Here is a 16,310-nt window from a genome sequence, read left to right on the forward strand (position 1 = left end):
GAGGCGGCCGCCCCAGAGACCGCAGCTGCTTCGGAAACCGACGTGACCGCCTCAGGGACCGAGGCCGCCTCGCGCACCGACGTGACCGCCCCGGGGAGCGAGGCCGCCTCGCGGGCCGACGTGACCGCCCCGGGGACCGGTGGGTCGGCGGGGCGGGGGGCGTTCATGGGAGGGTGAGGATTTCGGCGCCCTCGTCGGTGACCACCAGGGTGTGCTCGAACTGGGCGGTCCACTTGCGGTCCTTGGTGACGACGGTCCAGCCGTCGTCCCAGATGTCGTAGTCGATGCCGCCGAGGTTGATCATCGGCTCGATGGTGAAGGTCATGCCGGGCTCGATGACCGAGTCGACGGCGGGCTGGTCGTAGTGCAGGATCACCAGGCCGCTGTGGAAGGTGGGGCCAACGCCGTGACCGGTGAAGTCGCGCACGACGCCGTAGCCGAACCGGTTGGCGTAGGACTCGATCACGCGGCCGATCACATTCAGTGCCCGGCCCGGACGCACCGCCTTGATGGCCCGCATGGTGGCCTCCTCGGTGCGCTCCACCAGCAGCCGCACCTCCTCGTCGACATCGCCGGCGAGGTAGGTCGCGTTGGTGTCGCCGTGCACGCCGTTGATGTACGCGGTGACGTCGATATTGACGATGTCGCCGTCCTCGACCACCGTCGAGTCGGGGATGCCGTGGCAGATGACCTCGTTCAGCGAGGTGCAGCACGACTTCGGGAAGCCCTTGTAGCCCAGCGTCGACGGGTAGGCGCCGTGGTCGCACAGGTATTCGTGCACGATGCGGTCGAGTTCGTCGGTGGTGACGCCCGGCGCGACCGCTTTACCGGCCTCGGCGAGCGCCCGCGCGGCGAGGGTGCTCGCCAGCCGCATCTTCTCGATCGTCTCGGGCGTCTGCACCCATGGCTCACGGCCCTCGTTGGCGGTCTTCTTCCACGCGTATTCCGGGCGCTCGATGGAGCGGGGGACCTCACGGATGGGCGACTGGATTCCGGGAACGAGCGGCTGACGAGTGCGGACAGACATGCCGTCCAGACTATCCGCACCGCCCGCTCACATGCTCGGCACGCCGTGTTCCGCACCCTCCGGAATGCATCCGGACCACGGTCCGTTTACGCTCGTGACTACTTCGACAGCCGAGGACGGAATCATGGAACTGGGACTCACAACCTTCGCCGAGCGGCACGCCGTCGGCGACCGCCCCGCTCCCACCGCGGGCGAGCGACTGCGCCAGGTGGTCGAGGAGGCCGTCGCCACCGAACGGGCGGGCCTGGACGTCTACGGCGTCGGCGAACATCATCGCGAGGATTTCGCGGCCTCGGCGCCGGAGGTCGTCCTCGGGGCGATCGCCGCGCGGACCGAGCGCATCCGGCTGACCAGCGCCGTGAGCGTGCTGAGCTCCGACGACCCGGTCCGCCTGTACGAGCGTTTCGCGACGCTGGACGGACTGTCCGGCGGCCGCGCCGAGCTGATGGCGGGCCGCGGCTCGTTCACCGAGTCGTTCCCGCTGTTCGGCTACGACCTGGCCGATTACGACAACCTGTTCGCCGAGAAGCTCGCCCTGCTGCTGCGGCTGCGCGAGGACGAGCCGGTGACCTGGTCGGGCGCCTTCCGGGCGCCGCTGCGGGACACGATCGTCTACCCGCGCGCCGACCGGCGGCTGCCGGTGTGGATCGCGGTCGGCGGCAGCCCGGAATCGGTCGCCCGCGCGGGCTTGCTGGGCCTGCCGCTGGCGATCGCGATCATCGGCGGGCAGCCCGCACGGTTCCGGCCGCTGGTCGACCTGTACCACCGCGCCCTCGAACAGGGCGGTCACGAGCGTCAGCCGATCGCGGTGCACGCGCACGGCTACCTCGCCGATACCGACGAGCAGGCGGTCGCGGACTTCTACGAGCCCTACGCCGCGGCCATGAGCGGTCTGGGCCGCGAGCGCGGCTGGGGCCCGATGACCCCCGCGCAGTTCGAGGCCCTCCGCTCGCCGGACGGTTCGCTGTTCGTCGGCGCCCCCGACCGCGTCGCGGAGAAGATCGCCGCCGTCCGCGACACCCTCGAACTGGACCGCTTCATGCTCCACCCCAGCGTCGGCACCCTCCCCCACGACAAGGTCCTGCACGCCATCGACCTACTCGGCGAGAAGGTCGCCCCGCAGATCCGCTGAGCCGACCCGCCGAATCACCGTTCCTCAACAGGCTTCTCGGCGGGAGCCTGGGAGCCCCCCGAACCGCCCTCCCCCTGACCCGGCCGCGCCCACACCGCATCCCCGCCCACGGGCTGCGGCGGGTTCCCGGCCGGAGTCGAGTCCGCGCCCGCCTGCGACCCCCACGGCTGAACCTTCGTCGCATCCCCGGCGGGATACGAAACCGCCTGCGCGCCAGGCTTTATCGGCTGCGGCAGGGACGGCTCGACCGGAGCCTGCCGCGGCTGCGACGGGTACGACTGGCCGATGGCCTGCTGCGACGAGGACAGCGGACCGTCGCCCTGCTGCGGCAGGGACGGCTGCCCCGCGGCCTGCTGCGGCGAATACTGCTGACCCGGTGATTGCTCTGGCGAGAACGACTGACCAGGAACCTGCTCCGGCGCGTACGACTGGCCCGGAAACGGCTGCGGCGGATACTGCTGACCCGCAGCCTGGTGCGGCGGATACGACTGGCCGGGGTACGGCTGCGGTGAATATGACTGACCCGAGGATTGAGCCGGCGGGTACTGCTGAGCCGGGGATTGGGCCGATGGGTACTGCTGACCGCCAACCTGCTGCGGCGGGTACGGCTGGCCCGGATACGGCTGCGGTGGGTACTGCTGAGCTGGGTACGGTTGCGGCGCGGCGGGTTGTGCCGGGTCGGCGGCGAGCCAGCGCGTGGTCGCGGGGACCAGGGTCAGGACGATCGTGACTATCGGAAACGCCATGCCGATGGTCGCGCTCAGCAATACGACGGCGGCCACCGCACCGCCGGCGGTCCGCGCCTCGAATGCGACCAGCAGCGAGACGATTCCGATCACCAGCGTCGTCGCGCAGCCCGCGACCACCGGCATCCGTCCCGACCGCTTGCGGCGGAACAGGCCGACCGCCCCGCCGGCAAGCAGTCCCGCGGCGATCAGCGCGATCACCCCGCTCGCTATCGTGTAGGCCACGTACCAGTTGGCGTCCGTCATCGAGCTGAGATCTTGTGATCGCGTCGCCCCCAGCACGATATTCATCACCCCGCCCAGCCCCTGCCCGGCCGCGCCGAGCGAGGCGAGCACCCCCGCTGTGATCGCGGTTCCGCCGCCAGGCCCACGGGCGGGTGCGTACGGATACGGGTGGTAACCACCTTGGTACTGCGGATAATTCATCGATCGATCCCCCCGTCAGGTGCGGCCACGCCGCGTCGGCGGCTGTCATCGTACGCGAGAAAGCGCAGCGTGATCGGCCCACGCGTGGCATCACCGGCGGGCGGTCCGGTCGCGAGCGAGGGCGGCGGACCGCTGCGTCTCGTGCGAGAATCGGCCCGCCGAACACCCCGAATCCGACTTCAGGGATTCGCGCACCCGTTCGGTGGGTATTCATCCATGTCGGGCCGCCTACACTCCGGGTCGCCGGTTCGCACTAGACGGAGGGGCGGACCAGACGGAATGACGAGACGACTACAGGTTCGATGAGCGTGATGCGGATCGCCTGGCCCGCACCGGCGCCGGGGCTTGCGGAGGAGCGCGCGCGGCGGGCGATCGGGCTGGCGGTCGGCGTCGGCAGCGTGCTGTGGGTGGTCACGCATCGGTCGACCATCGTGGCCCAGGCGGATCTGGTGAGTGCCTGGTGGACCCCGGTCGTGGTGACCGCCCTCACGGCGGCGGGCGCGGCGGTGATCGTCGGCGCGGTATTGCTCGGCGGGCGAGCGACCGTCGCGAGCGCCGCGGCGCTGGCCGTCGTCGTGCCCGCGAGTATCGCGGCCCTGCCGCTCGCCGGGCGGTACGGCTGCTTCGGCCCCGCCGGCACCTGGATCCCGCCGCTGGTCGCGGTCGCCGGGGTCGCGGGCGTCCTGGCCTGGCGGCGCGGCTGGCCGATCGTGCTGGCGGTGTCGGGGGCCGTGGCCGTCGCCGTCGACTTCTACGTGCACGGCGGCCAGAGCATCCACAGCGTGGTGGAGAGCCTGGCGCGAACATGGGTGATGCAGGGGTTCTTCGCTTGCACCGCAGCGGCACTCGTGCGGGCGGCGGCGCAGCTCGACCACGCGACGGCGACCGCCGTACGCCAGGCGGCGGTAGCCGCGACCGCCGAGGCCACCGATGAGGAACGCTCGAGATTCGCCGGGCTGATCCACGACACCGTGCTCGCCACGCTCCTCGATGCCGCGCGGGGCGGCGACACCACCGCCCTATCCACTGCGGCCGCGCGCGCCCTCCGGCAACTCGACAGCACGCAGGACACCGACGCCGAGACGGTCCCGGCGGCCGTGGCCGTCGCGAACTGGCGTGCGGCGGCCGTCGAGATCAGCGCCGACATCGTGGTCGAGACGCGGGTCGACGGCCGCGCGCACGACAGTCCACTGCCACACGACGTCGTCGGCGCCGTGACAGCGGCCATCGGCGAAGCCGTGCGAAACAGCCTGCGGCACGCCGCGACCGGGCGCCGCGCGGTCGCACGCATGCTGCTGGTGGTGCTCGACGCGGGCGGCGCGACCGTCCGCATCAGCGACGACGGCGCCGGATTCGATCCGACGCGGGTGGCCGCCGACCGGCTCGGCATCCGGCACAGCATCGTGGGCCGGATGGGCCGTGTCCCCGGCGGCAACGCCGTGGTCGAATCCGATCCCGGCCGCGGGACCACCGTCGTCCTGCGCTGGCTGCGCACCGAACCCGCCGAGGCGCACGTGCCGACGCTGATCAGCCTGCGCGGCGGATACGGGCTCGCCATGCTGATCGTGCTCGAGGCGGCCGTGACGATGCTGATGATCGGCTACCTGGCGGGCCGGGCGGACCCGCTCGCCGCGATCGCCGCCTACGGGGTGGTCGGACTCGCGGGTGCGGCCGTCCTGGTCCCCCGGCGCGATCCGCTGTGGCGGGCGGCCACGGCGTTCATCGTCGTCGCCGGTCCGGCCGCCGTCCTCGCGATGCGTCTCCATCCGCCGCACCACTTCGTCCACCATCAGTCGTGGATCCTCGTCGCCTATTCGTATGTGCTTGCGCTGCTGGCCATTCGAGGGCGCATCGTGTGGGCGTGGGTCGGGCTCGTCGCGGCGGCGGTGACCTTCGCGGCCGCCGGCGCGGGCGTGGCGGCGGCGATCGACGGTTCCGCGGTCACCGTCGGCACCGTGCTCGCCGCCACCGGTTTCGCGCTGTACATGCGGCCGACGCTGCGGTCGTTCCATCGCGCCCGCGCGGAGGTCGCCCGGCACGCGGGCGCGGAGGCCCGGACCGCGGCGCGGCACTGCGAGCGCCGCCGCCAGCTCGACTACCTCGACCGGACCGCCCGCCCCACGCTGGAGCTGATCGCCGCGGGCGCACCGCTCACCGACGGCCACCGCCGGGACTGCGCACTGCTGGAGGCGCAACTGCGAGATCGGTTGCGGGCCCCCGGATTCGCCACCACTGCCGTGGTCGAGGCCGCCCGCCGCGCCCGCGGCCGCGGGGTCACCGTCGCCCTCCTCGACGACGGCGGCCTGGAAGCAGCCCCCGACGACGTCCGCGACCGCGTCATCGACACCGCCGTCGCGGCCCTCGACGCCACCGTCGACGGCCGCATCACCGTTCGCGCCCTCCCCCCGGGCCGCCCCCTGCTGGCCACGATCGTCGCCGGCTCCGACCCTCCCCGCCGCCTCGAGATCGCCCCCGACGGAACAACCGTCTCCCCCGCGCAACAGCCTGCCGAGGCATAAAAGCCAACGGCCTTCTCCGACACGACCGGTCGACCCGGCCCGCCGTGCCTGCCCAGCGGAACAGTGTGCAGCGCAACGCTATTCGCGCAGCAGGGCCTCGAAGGCGATGCGGTCACCACGGTAGAGGGAACGCACGCGTTCGATGGGGTGGCCGTGGGTGTCGACGGTGCGGCGGTGCAGCAGGATCATGGGGAGGGCCGTGGTGCACTCCAGCAGGGTGGCCTCGCGCGGGGACGCCAGCACGGTTTCGATGCGCTCACGCGCGGAGCCGAACCCGACGCCGGCGGCGGTGATCGCGGCGTACAGCGAGGTGGTCGGGTCGTAGTGCGCGCGCAGGCCGCCGAACCGTTCCCGGGTCAGGAAGGTGCTCTCCAGGCCGATCTTCTCGCCGTCGGCGAGCAGGATGCGCTCCAGGTGCATCACCGGCGCGCCCGCCGCGACCCCCAGGGCGTCGGCGGTATCGGCATCGGCAGGCACATCGTCCCAGCCCACCAGCAGACGACCGGGCCTGCGGCCCAGGCTCAGCGCCGCCTCGGTGTACGACCGCAGCGACAGTGGCTGCACCAGTTTGGGCCGCGACACCACCGTGCCGCGCCCCTGCCGCCGGATCCGGCCCTCCACCAGTAGATCCCGCAGCGCCTGCCGCACGGTCTCGCGCGCGACCTCGAACCGCGCGGCGAGTTCGCGCTCCGACGGCACCGAATCACCCTCGCACAGCTCAGCGATCATGCCTTCGATCTGCGTGCGCACGCGATATGCCTTGGACTGCCGAGCCCCCGAATCCACACCGCCCCCGGGCAATTCGCCGACTCCGAAACCGGACCCCACCGCCGCCACACCCTTTCCGTCCATGCCGACAGCGTACCCGCAATTGGTCTATACCAATTATTAACCTCCTGTTCGCGCGGCTGGCACCCAACGGTCTAGACCATTGCGCATCATTCTCGGCATGCGATTGGTCATCATCGGCGGCGGCATCCTGGGCACCGCACACGCCCTGGCCGCGATCGGCCGCGGACACGAGGTCGTACACCTCGAGCGGGAGGTCGAGGCTCGCGGCGCCACCGTCCGCAACTTCGGCCTGGTCTGGGTGTCCGGACGCGCCGCGAACGAACTCGAGCTCACGCTGCGCTCGCGGCGGCTGTGGGAGGAGATCGGCGGCAAGGTGCCCGGGGTCGGCTTCCGCCCGGCCGGATCGATCACGCTGGTCCGCACCGAAGCGGAGTTGGCCGTGGCCGAGGCCGCCGCGGCGGGCCCCACCGCCGCCGAGCGGGGTTTCGAACTGCTGGATCCCGACCGCGTGCGCGCCCTGAACCCCGCCCTGCGCGGCAAATTCCTTGCGGGCCTCCACTGTTCGACGGACGCCGCGGTCGAGTCGCGACAGGCGCTGCCCGCGCTGCGCGCCTACCTGGAGGCCTCCGGCCGCTACAGCTTCTACGCCGGCGCCGAGGCCCGGACCGTCACCGGCGGCACGGTGATCGACGACCGCGGCCGCCGCTTCGACGCCGATCACGTCCTGGTGTGCCCGGGCGCCGCGCACTCCGGTCTCGTCCGGGAACTCGTGGGCGATATCCCCGTGCGGCGGGTGCGGCTGCAGATGATGCAGACCGCGCCGCTCGGCGAACCGCTCACCACGGCGATCGCGGACGGCGACAGCTTCCGCTACTACCCCGGATTCGCGGGCGAACCGCTGAACCGGCTCAATCGCGAAGAGTCCCAGGCGTTCACGGCCGCCCGGCACAAGATGCAGCTGCTGTGCGTGCAGCGCCTGCACGGCGGGCTCACCATCGGCGACACCCACGAATACGACGAGCCGTTCGCCTTCGACGTCGACGAGGCGCCCTACGACCACCTGACCTCGGTCGCCGAGGAGTTCCTGGGCCGCAAGCTGCCTCCGGTGGTGCGTCGCTGGGCCGGCGTCTACAGCCAGAGCATCGACCCGACCGCGATCGTGACCCGCGCGCGGGCCGCCGACAACGTCTGGGTGATCACCGGCCCCGGCGGCCGCGGCATGACCCTGGGCCCCGCACTCGGCGAGGAAACCGCCGACCTCCTCCACCTGTGAAGGGAAAGTCAGTGTCCGACAAGCAGATCGACCTCGCCGTGCTGGATATGGCCGGAACCACGGTGGCAGACGGCGGGCTGGTGCTGCGCGCCTTCGACGCCGCCGCCACGGCCGCGGGCATTCCGGCCGAGGGCCCCGAGCGCGAGGCGGCGATCCGCTACGTGGTCGATACCATGGGCCGGTCGAAGATCACCGTCTTCCGGGAGCTGCTCGGCGACGAGGACCGCGCCCAGCTGGCGAACCGCACGTTCGAGGCCGCCTACGACGAGTTCGCGGGCGAGGCTACGCCGATACCCGGTGCGGCCGAGGCGATCACGCGATTGCGGGCGGCCGGGATCAAGGTCGCGCTCACCACCGGCTTCAGCCGCGGCACCCAGGACAAGCTGCTGGACGCGCTGGGCTGGCACGATATCGCCGACCTGACGCTGGCCCCGGCGGAGGCCGGACGCGGACGCCCGTATCCGGATCTGGTACTGACCGCACTGCTCCGGCTGCGCATCGACGCGGTGCATCGCGTTGCGGTGCTGGGCGATACGGCCAGCGATATCGGCACCGGGCTCGCGGCCGGTGCGCGCATCGTCGCGGGTGCGCTGACCGGCGCGCACGACGAAGAACAACTGGCGGCCGCCGGCGCGACCCACGTGGTGCCGTCGGTGGTGCAGTTCGCCGACCTTCTCCTGGCCGAACGGCCGTAATCCCCTCTCCACCCTTCACACGAAAGTTGCTGTCATCGTGCGCATTTCGATATCGCGCCTCGCACGCGCCGCGCTGATCCTGGCCTCCGCCACCACCGTCGCGGCCGGCGTGGCCGCGTGCGGCGGCACCGGAACCTCCTCGGACGGCGACACCGTCACCGTGTACTCCGCGGACGGTGTCGGCGACTGGTACAAGAAACAGTTCGCGACGTTCGAGGAGCAGACCGGGATCGCGGTCAACCTGGTCGAGGCCGGTTCCGGCGAGGTGGTCAACCGCGTCGACAAGGAACAGGCCAACCCGCAGGCCGACGTCCTGGTCACGCTGCCGCCGTTCATCCAGAAGGCGAACAAGTCCGGCCTGCTGCAGGACAGCGGCGTCGACACCGGCGCGGTGGCCGCCACGGACAAGGATCCGGGCGGCAAGTACGTCACGCTGGCCGGAAACTACCTGTCGTTCATCGCCAATCCGTCGATCGATGCCAAGCTCACCTGGGACGACCTGCTGAAGCCGGAGTTCAAGGGCAAGGTGCAGTACTCGACGCCCGGGCAGGCCGGCGACGGGACGGCGGTGCTGATCCTGCTGCAGCAGCTGTTCGGCAAGCAGGGTGCGCTGGACTACCTGACCAAACTGCAGGCCAACAATGTCGGGCCGTCGGCGTCCACCGGCAAGTTGCAGCCGAAGGTCGACAACGGCGAACTGCTGGTCGCCAACGGCGACGTCCAGATGAACCTGGCGAATATCAAGGAGAAGGGTTCGAAGTTCACCGTCTTCTTCCCCGCCACCGCGGACGGCAAGCGCAGCACGGTCGCCGTGCCGTACGTCATGGGCATGGCCAAGGGTGCGCCACACCGGGATTCGGCGAAGAAGCTGATGGACTACCTGCTGTCGGAGGAGGTGCAGAAGACGCTCGGCCCCGACGCCATGGCGGTACCGGCCCGCACGGATCTGCGCGACACACCCGCCGTGCCCGGCGGCATCTCCCCGGCCGCGTACCTCGAGGGCGTGACCGTGGTGACGCCCGACTGGAACAAGGTCCTCGACGAGCTGGACGGCGATGTCGCCGCCTACCAGAAGGCCACCGGAAGCTGACCCGCTGATCAGGCACAGGAGCGCACCATGTCCGCACCGACGACCGCCGCCGCGGCGGCCACCGTCACGGCCGACGGGGAACCGGCGATCGTATTCGACAGAGTCGGCGTCCGTTACGGGCGCGGCCGCAAGGCCACCGTCGCACTGGCCGACTTCACCCTGCGAGTCGCGGCCGGGGAGACGGTCGCGCTGCTGGGCCCCAGCGGTTCCGGTAAGTCTACCGCGCTCAAGGCGCTGGCCGGATTCGTCCGGCCGACCTCGGGCGCGGTGCGGCTGGCCGGTCGCGATGTCACCGGCCTGTCCCCCGCCAAGCGCGGGATCGGCGTGGTGGTGCAGTCGTACGCGCTGTTCCCGCACCTGCGGGTGCGCGACAATGTGGCCTTCGGCCTGCGGGCGCACCGGATTCCGCGCCGCGAGATCGCCGGGCGGGTGGCCGAGGCGCTGGAGATGGTCGGCATGGCCGAGTACGCCGGGCGGCTGCCCCGGGAGCTGTCCGGCGGGCAGCAGCAGCGCGTCGCCATCGCGCGGGCGCTGGCCATCCGGCCCCGGGTCCTGCTACTGGACGAACCGCTCGCCGCGCTCGACGCCCAACTGCGTCAGACCATGCTCGCCGAGTTGCAGGAGCTGCGAAAAGCCCTGCCGGACACCGCGATGCTGTACGTGACCCACGATCAGTCGGAGGCGCTGGCGCTGGCCGACCGGATCGCGGTCATGCGCGACGCCCGGCTGATCGATATCGACTCCGCCGAGAATCTGTGGCGCCGCCCGCCGAGTTCGTTCACCGCCGCCTTCCTGGGCGGGGCGAATCTCCTGCCGTGCACCGTGCGGCACGTGACCGGCACCGCGGCACTGGTCACCGCGGGCGATCGCACGTTGCGCGCGGAGGCCCCCAAACCCGGTGTCGGGCACCTGGACTGGGCCCCGGAGTCCGAGGCCCTGCTGTGCGTGCGCCCGCACACCGTGCACGTGGGCGGCACCAACGACCGCGACGCCGTCCTGGCCTCGATCGTCTCCAGCGTCTGGCGCGGCGCGACGACCCGGCTGCGCCTCGACGTCAACGGCCTCCCCGGCGACATCGTCGCCGACGTCCCCGGCCACGTCGACACCGCCGTCGGCGCGACAGTCGGCGTACGCCTCCCCGACCCGGCGGGTGTCCTCATCCCGGCAACAGTCGGCGCGGAATCAGCCTCTCCCGCAGACGTTTCAGAGGCCCACGCATGAATCCACGCACGACACCCCCGGGGGCCGCGATCCATGAGGGGGATCGCGGCCGCCCGGACCACCCCGGCACACGCCAACCCGACACGCACGTCCACGATCCCAGCACGAGCCACCATCGTTTTCCCGGCATGCTTCATCGTTTTCCCGGCGCGCCTTACCGTTTTCCCCGCGTGCCTTACCGTTTTCCCCGCGCGCCTCATCGATCTCCCCGCGCGCCTCATCGATCTCCCCGCTCGCCTCATCGTTTTCCCGGCGTGCTTTTGGCCGGGAACTGGCGGCCGATCGTGTGGTCACTACCACCGGTGGTGATCGTGCTGGGGATCGCCGTCTACCCCATCGTGCGGGTGTTGACCGAATCCGTGCGTACGCCCACCGGCACGGGGACGGCGGTCTGGTCGGAGGTGCTGGGGTCGCAGGCGTTTCGGGATGCGTTGTGGCGCACGGTGTCCATCGCGGCGTGTTCGACGGCGGGATGCCTGGTGCTGGGGACGTTTCTGGCGGTGGTGCTGGCGTTCGTGCCGTTCCCGGGGTCCGGGGTGGTGGGCAGGCTGGTCGATACGGTGCTCACGCTGCCGTCGTTCCTGATCACGCTGGCGTTCACCTTCCTCTACGGCACGGCGGGCGCGGTGAACGCGCTGATCAGTCGCATCACCGGGAACGGCGCCCCCGTACTGGATTTCCTCACCACACCGGCCGGAATCGTTGTCGCCGAGATCACCTACTTCACCCCGTTCGTGGTGCGCCCGCTGCTGGCGGCGTTCGCGCAGCTGCCGCGCGAGCAGCTCGACGTGGCCGCGAGCCTGGGCGCGTCGCCGTGGCGGGTGCTGCGGCAGGTGGTGCTGCCGGAGGCATGGCCGGCCCTCGCCGCGGGCGGCAGCCTGGTCCTGCTGCTGACGCTCAACGAATTCGGCATCGTGCTGTTCACCGGCGCCAAGGGCGTCATCACCCTGCCCGCGCTGATCTACACCCGCGGCATCGTCACCTTCGATCTGCCGGGGGCGGCGGTGCTCGCCTCGGTCCAGGTCCTGCTGTCGCTGTCGCTGTACGTCGGCTATCGGCTGATCTTCGCCTGGTTCACCAGGATTCGGGAGGACTGACCATGCTGGTATGGACTCGGACGGGGCGGGCGCTCGTCCTCGCGGTATTCGCGCTCGTCGTGCTCGTGGTATTCGCGGCGCCGATCGCGACCGTGGCGGCGGCGGCGCTGGCCGGACGCTGGACCGGACCGCTGCCGTCGGATCTCGGCTTCGGGAACTTCCGGCAGGCGCTGTCGGGCGAGCAGGCGGCGAGCCTGTCGGTCAGCCTGCAGACGGCGTTGCTGGCCGGCGCGGTCGCGCTGGTACTCGGCGCCTGGGCGGCGCTGGCGGCGCGGGAGTCTCCGGCCTGGTGGCGGCGGACCACTGACGCGATCTTCCACCTGCCGGTGGCGGTGCCGTCGGTGGCGATCGGCCTGGGCGTGCTGATCGCGTTCAATCAGCGCCCGCTGCTGCTGGGCGGCACGAAATGGATTGTCATCCTGGCGCATTCGGTGCTGGTATTGGCGTACGCGTTCAGTGCGGTGTCCGCGGCGCTGGACCGCCTCGATCCGGGATATCGCCAGGCCGCCGAATCGCTCGGGGCGGGACCGGCCCGGGTGCTGACGCGGATCACCCTGCCGCTGCTGCTGCCGGCGCTCGGCGCGGCCGCGGGCCTAGCGCTCGCGCTGTCGATGGGTGAGCTGGGCGCGACGATCATGGTGTACCCCGCGACCTGGAAGACCCTGCCGGTCACCATCTTCGCCGCGACCGACCGCGGGGACGTCTTCGGCGCGGCCGCCTGCACGACGCTGCTGGTCGCGGTCACGCTGGCGGCGCTGCTGATACTGGGACGGGTGCGGGGCCGAGCGGCCCTGCGCTGAGAATGGGTGGCGTGCCGCGCCAGTCGACCGCGCGGCACGCCGGGCGAGGCGCCCCGTTGCGCCCGCCGATCAGGGCGGACAACGTCTCGGCCCGAGCACCGCTACCGGTCGTACAGCGCCTGCTCGGGCGACGTCACCGGTCGGGCAGCAACCACGATCTATCGGTATCCGGGGAAGTCACTGCTCGGGTAAACGGCGACGGCCACCGGCCACGTCGATTACGAGATCAGTGTAACCGTCAACCAGTTCCGCCAGGTGATACCAGTGTTTATGGGTATTGTCACTGCGCGGTCCCTCGCGGTCGATGACCCGATTGGCATCGACCCAACTGCGGGCCATCCGGTCGACCACGGCGCCCAGGCTCTCGGTGTGCAGGGAGGCGCCGTTGCGATGCTGCGGCAGCTCCTGCTCCACCCAGTCGTTGATGTCGTCGACGAGTTCGCCGCGACGGCAGTCTATTTCCGCGACCATGATCGGGTCGCGCACCTGTGTCCGGCGAGCATGCAGCTCCGCCAGGGCGCGTGCCGTGCGCAACAGCACTCGATCCTGGAATCGGCGGCCCTGGAACGCGCACAACAGTTGCGGCGCCGTCGGCAGCACCCCAGCTATCGACATGGTCATCGCAGCACCCCGAACACGCCCGCAAGCACTACTAATCGCACCAACATGATTGATCTCCGGGTTCAGCTGTACCGGTCTCGGATCGGTGGGTCACAACTAGGCTAGCTGGGATCATGCTCTTACAAATGCAAGAACGCAAGATTGCGTCCTACCGGCCTCAGAAACGGTGCTCTTACTCGGAGGGGCCTGCCTGACCGGCGTGTCTTCCGGTTCCGGCGGCCGTCTACACAGGACCGACGGCGGTGACCGACGACGTTTCCCGGGCTGATTGCGGTCACCGGCGTGCCGGTTCTAGTCGGTGTCGCTCGCCTGGGACGACCTCGCGCGGGCGAGTTCGGTGATCGCGCTGGCGGCGTGGCGGTCGAAGCGGGTGCGGGAGATGTCGAGGGCGCCGTCGAGCCAGGGGCGGTACAGGAAGGCCAGGGTGCCGAAGATGGCGTGGGCGTTGAGCCGGATATCCGTGTCGTCGGCGGGGTTTCGGTTCTCCTCGGCCTGCGCGAGGACCATCGCGATGGGCGCGGTGAATTCGACGACGAGTTCGTTGCCCCGCTCGCCGAGCACCGTGGTCGCCTGCGATTCCACGAACATGATGCGGCCGCGCCGGGGATCCTCGTCCATATAGTCGGTGAAGCGGGCGACCATGTAGGCGAAGACCCGATCCGGTTCGGTGGGGGCGGTGGACAGCGATTCCAGCAGGCGGTCACGCGCGCCGAGCACCACGTCGTCGAGGACCGCGAGTTGCAGCGCGTCCAGATTCGCGAAGCTCTCGTAGAAGTACCGCTCGGTCAGACCCGCGGTCCGGCACACCGCGCGCATCGACATTCCGGCCACCCCGACGGTGCCCATCAGCTCGAATCCCGCGTCGAGCAGTTGTCTGCGCCGGGTCGCCGTGCGGTCGGCGGGTTCGCGACCGCGCCAGCGCCGGGACTCGCCTCGGGGCTCCTCGGTGGCGGTCGGCATGGCCGAATCCTCTCACAGACCCGGACACCGCGGATGTTGACATCATGTGCTGTTGACATCAACTGATGTCGATTATTAACCTTGATGAAATCCCGCGTATGCGCACGTGACGGCGGTTCCGCGTACCCCCGCCCGCGTGCCTGGCGTCACGAGGAGAAGGCATGAAGTTCGGGCAGGCAGCGCAATCGGTCGTACTGAACATTCTTCGTCCCGGCGGGTTGTTGTCGGCGGTTCAGATCCAGCGCCAAGCGCAACTGCCGGGGTGGACGACCCGCAGCGCCCTGGCGCGGTTGCAGTCGCGCGGTCTGGTCGTCGCGATCGCGCACAAGGGCTGCTGGCAGATCAGCGAACGCGGGCGCGCGGCGCTCACGGCCGACGGCCCGAGGTGAGTCGTGGCTGCCCTCCGGCCGCTGATGCTCGGCTATCTGCGTGACGACCTGGTCGATGATCCCGCCGGGTGGGTCACCGTCCTGACGGACGCGGCCGCCGCCGCGGGATTCGATCTGGGCGAGGTCTTCCACGAGCGGGCCACGGATTCGGGGCCGATCCCACCGCAGTTCCTCGCGCTGCTCGACGCCTTGCGGCGCACCGACGCGCACGTCGTCGCGATCCCGGAAGGCCATCTGGCCGGCCACGCCGTCCCGGAGGGGTGTCTCGTCAATCGCCTGCGGGACGGCGCGGACACGCGGATACACGAGGTGCGTGTCGGCGCGCCGTCCGGGAAATCGCTCAGCGAGCCAGTTCGCGGCTGATGACGAGACGCTGAATCTGGTTGGTGCCCTCGAAGATCTGGGTGATCTTGGCTTCGCGCATATAGCGCTCGACGCGGAAGTCGCGGGTGTAGCCGTAGCCGCCGAAGACCTGGACGGCGTCGGTGGTGACCTTCATGGCCGCGTCGGTGGCGACGAGTTTGGCGACCGCGGCATTGCGCGAATAGGGCAGCCCCGCGTCCCGCCGGCGCGCGGCGTCGAGGTAGGTGGCCCGCGCGGAGTCCACGGCCGCGGCCATATCGGCGAGCAGGAATCCCAGCCCCTGATGGTCGATGATCTTGCGGCCGAACGCCGCTCGCTCCTTGGCGTAGGCGACGGCCTCGTCGAGGGCCGCCTGCGCGAGCCCGACCGCGACGGCGGCGATGCCGAGCCGGCCGGAGTCCAGCGCGCTGAAGGCGATGCGCAGACCCTGCCCCTCGGCCCCGATCCGGCGCTCGGCCGGGACGAACGCGTCGTCGTAGTGGGCGGAGGTGGTCGGCACCGCGTGCAGGCCCATCTTCTCCTCCGGCTTGCCGAAGCTCAGCCCGCCCGTGTCCTTGGGCACCAGGAAGCACGAGATGCCCCCGGAGCCTTCGCCGGTGCGGGCGAAGAGGTTGTAGAAGTCGGCGATGCCGCCGTGGGTGATCCACGCCTTGGCGCCGGTGATCCGGTATCCGCCCGCGGCGGCGGTGGCCCGGCACTCGAGTGCGGCGGCGTCGGATCCGGCCTGCGGCTCCGACAGGCTGTAGGCGCCGATCGTGGCGCCGCCCAGCATCTCCGGCAGCCAGCGCTGCTTCTGCTCGTCGGTTCCGAAGGTCATGAGCGGATGGCAGGCCAGGCTGTGCACGCTCACCGCGACCGCCACCGCGGCCCAGCGGGCGGCGATCTCCTCGAGGACCTGCAGATACACCTCGTACGGCTGTCCACCGCCGCCCCACTCCTCCGGATACGGCAGGCTCAGCAGCCCCGCCGCGCCGAGCGTGGCGAAGACGCCCTCGGGATAGGTCTCCGATTTCTCGTGCTCGTCCACGATCGGGGTGAGCACCTTGTCGGCGACCTCGCGGGTGAGCTGGATGAGATCCCGCGCCTCGTCGGTGGGCAGGAGTCGATCGACGGCCACAGGGCTCCCTTCACGGCGATACTCGATACAGTACTCAGTATC

General features: G+C 70.8%; 16 protein-coding genes. 10 read left to right on the forward strand and 6 right to left on the reverse strand.

Annotation, left to right across the window (positions count from 1 at the left end):
* Window positions 1–163: 163 nt before the first annotated feature.
* Entirely contained in the window at window positions 164–1,027 is an 864-nt protein-coding gene (map, locus tag ON41_RS21560; protein WP_040749520.1) for a type I methionyl aminopeptidase, read from the reverse strand.
* Between the two features lie 124 nt (window positions 1,028–1,151).
* Between map and ON41_RS21565 the strand changes: the two genes are divergently transcribed.
* On the forward strand, window positions 1,152–2,159 hold the full coding sequence (locus ON41_RS21565; protein WP_040749521.1) for an LLM class flavin-dependent oxidoreductase: 1,008 nt from the start codon (window positions 1,152–1,154) through the stop codon (window positions 2,157–2,159).
* Window positions 2,160–2,173: 14 nt separating this feature from the next.
* Here the strand turns inward: ON41_RS21565 and ON41_RS42505 are convergent, their stop codons facing one another.
* Window positions 2,174–3,331, reverse strand: coding sequence for a DUF308 domain-containing protein (locus ON41_RS42505; protein WP_051162120.1), 1,158 nt, complete (start codon window positions 3,329–3,331; stop codon window positions 2,174–2,176).
* A 302-nt stretch (window positions 3,332–3,633) separates the two neighbouring features.
* On the opposite strand from ON41_RS42505, the gene ON41_RS40450 reads away from it, so the two are divergent.
* Entirely contained in the window at window positions 3,634–5,850 is a 2,217-nt protein-coding gene (locus ON41_RS40450) for a sensor histidine kinase (RefSeq protein ID WP_157185570.1), read from the forward strand.
* 78 nt (window positions 5,851–5,928) lie between these two features.
* On the opposite strand, the gene ON41_RS21585 is transcribed toward ON41_RS40450, so the two are convergent.
* Window positions 5,929–6,636 carry a GntR family transcriptional regulator gene (locus tag ON41_RS21585; protein ID WP_040749585.1) on the reverse strand — a complete coding sequence of 236 codons (708 nt, stop codon included), beginning with the start codon at window positions 6,634–6,636 and terminating at the stop codon, window positions 5,929–5,931.
* A 163-nt stretch (window positions 6,637–6,799) separates the two neighbouring features.
* On the opposite strand from ON41_RS21585, the gene ON41_RS21590 reads away from it, so the two are divergent.
* The 6 genes from ON41_RS21590 (at window position 6,800) to ON41_RS21615 (ending at window position 12,818) form a co-directional block, all read left to right on the forward strand.
* Window positions 6,800–7,915, forward strand: a complete 1,116-nt coding sequence (locus tag ON41_RS21590; RefSeq protein WP_040749586.1) for a TIGR03364 family FAD-dependent oxidoreductase — start codon at window positions 6,800–6,802, stop codon at window positions 7,913–7,915.
* 11 nt (window positions 7,916–7,926) lie between these two features.
* On the forward strand, window positions 7,927–8,610 hold the full coding sequence (locus ON41_RS21595; RefSeq protein ID WP_040749522.1) for a phosphonatase-like hydrolase: 684 nt from the start codon (window positions 7,927–7,929) through the stop codon (window positions 8,608–8,610).
* Between the two features lie 37 nt (window positions 8,611–8,647).
* Window positions 8,648–9,700: a 2-aminoethylphosphonate ABC transporter substrate-binding protein gene (locus tag ON41_RS21600; protein WP_040749523.1), complete on the forward strand. Its 1,053-nt coding sequence runs from the start codon at window positions 8,648–8,650 to the stop codon at window positions 9,698–9,700.
* 27 nt (window positions 9,701–9,727) lie between these two features.
* Window positions 9,728–10,921, forward strand: coding sequence for an ABC transporter ATP-binding protein (locus ON41_RS21605; RefSeq protein ID WP_051162124.1), 1,194 nt, complete (start codon window positions 9,728–9,730; stop codon window positions 10,919–10,921).
* 254 nt (window positions 10,922–11,175) lie between these two features.
* Window positions 11,176–12,018, forward strand: coding sequence for a 2-aminoethylphosphonate ABC transporter permease subunit (locus tag ON41_RS21610; RefSeq protein ID WP_051162126.1), 843 nt, complete (start codon window positions 11,176–11,178; stop codon window positions 12,016–12,018).
* A gap of 2 nt (window positions 12,019–12,020) precedes the next feature.
* Window positions 12,021–12,818, forward strand: coding sequence for an ABC transporter permease (locus ON41_RS21615; RefSeq protein ID WP_040749524.1), 798 nt, complete (start codon window positions 12,021–12,023; stop codon window positions 12,816–12,818).
* Between the two features lie 177 nt (window positions 12,819–12,995).
* Here ON41_RS21615 and ON41_RS21620 read toward each other — a convergent pair whose 3' ends face one another.
* Window positions 12,996–13,355: a DUF4254 domain-containing protein gene (locus ON41_RS21620; RefSeq protein ID WP_040749589.1), complete on the reverse strand. Its 360-nt coding sequence runs from the start codon at window positions 13,353–13,355 to the stop codon at window positions 12,996–12,998.
* Between the two features lie 375 nt (window positions 13,356–13,730).
* A complete protein-coding gene (locus ON41_RS21625) occupies window positions 13,731–14,399 on the reverse strand; it encodes a TetR/AcrR family transcriptional regulator (protein ID WP_040749525.1) in 669 nt (222 codons plus the stop codon).
* Between the two features lie 161 nt (window positions 14,400–14,560).
* Between ON41_RS21625 and ON41_RS41730 the strand changes: the two genes are divergently transcribed.
* Window positions 14,561–14,788 carry a hypothetical protein gene (locus ON41_RS41730; RefSeq protein WP_157185571.1) on the forward strand — a complete coding sequence of 76 codons (228 nt, stop codon included), beginning with the start codon at window positions 14,561–14,563 and terminating at the stop codon, window positions 14,786–14,788.
* A 3-nt stretch (window positions 14,789–14,791) separates the two neighbouring features.
* Entirely contained in the window at window positions 14,792–15,151 is a 360-nt protein-coding gene (locus ON41_RS21630; protein ID WP_040749526.1) for a hypothetical protein, read from the forward strand.
* On the opposite strand, the gene ON41_RS21635 is transcribed toward ON41_RS21630, so the two are convergent.
* Entirely contained in the window at window positions 15,129–16,268 is a 1,140-nt protein-coding gene (locus tag ON41_RS21635) for an acyl-CoA dehydrogenase family protein (RefSeq protein WP_040749527.1), read from the reverse strand. The two genes, ON41_RS21630 and ON41_RS21635, sit on opposite strands and share 23 nt — an antisense overlap.
* Between the last annotated feature and the right edge of the window lie 42 nt (window positions 16,269–16,310).

The sequence above is a fragment of the Nocardia transvalensis NBRC 15921 genome, assembly GCF_000308875.1.
Taxonomy (GTDB): Bacteria; Actinomycetota; Actinomycetes; order Mycobacteriales; family Mycobacteriaceae; genus Nocardia; species Nocardia transvalensis.

Coding starts and splice junctions, on each gene's coding strand:
- map (WP_040749520.1), bottom strand. CDS start 1,027: ATGTCTGTCCGCACTCGTCAGCCGCTCGTTCCCGGAATCCAGTCGCCC.
- ON41_RS21565 (WP_040749521.1), top strand. CDS start 1,152: ATGGAACTGGGACTCACAACCTTCGCCGAGCGGCACGCCGTCGGCGAC.
- ON41_RS42505 (WP_051162120.1), bottom strand. CDS start 3,331: ATGAATTATCCGCAGTACCAAGGTGGTTACCACCCGTATCCGTACGCA.
- ON41_RS40450 (WP_157185570.1), top strand. CDS start 3,634: ATGAGCGTGATGCGGATCGCCTGGCCCGCACCGGCGCCGGGGCTTGCG.
- ON41_RS21590 (WP_040749586.1), top strand. CDS start 6,800: ATGCGATTGGTCATCATCGGCGGCGGCATCCTGGGCACCGCACACGCC.
- ON41_RS21605 (WP_051162124.1), top strand. CDS start 9,728: ATGTCCGCACCGACGACCGCCGCCGCGGCGGCCACCGTCACGGCCGAC.
- ON41_RS21615 (WP_040749524.1), top strand. CDS start 12,021: ATGCTGGTATGGACTCGGACGGGGCGGGCGCTCGTCCTCGCGGTATTC.
- ON41_RS21625 (WP_040749525.1), bottom strand. CDS start 14,399: ATGCCGACCGCCACCGAGGAGCCCCGAGGCGAGTCCCGGCGCTGGCGC.
- ON41_RS41730 (WP_157185571.1), top strand. CDS start 14,561: ATGAAGTTCGGGCAGGCAGCGCAATCGGTCGTACTGAACATTCTTCGT.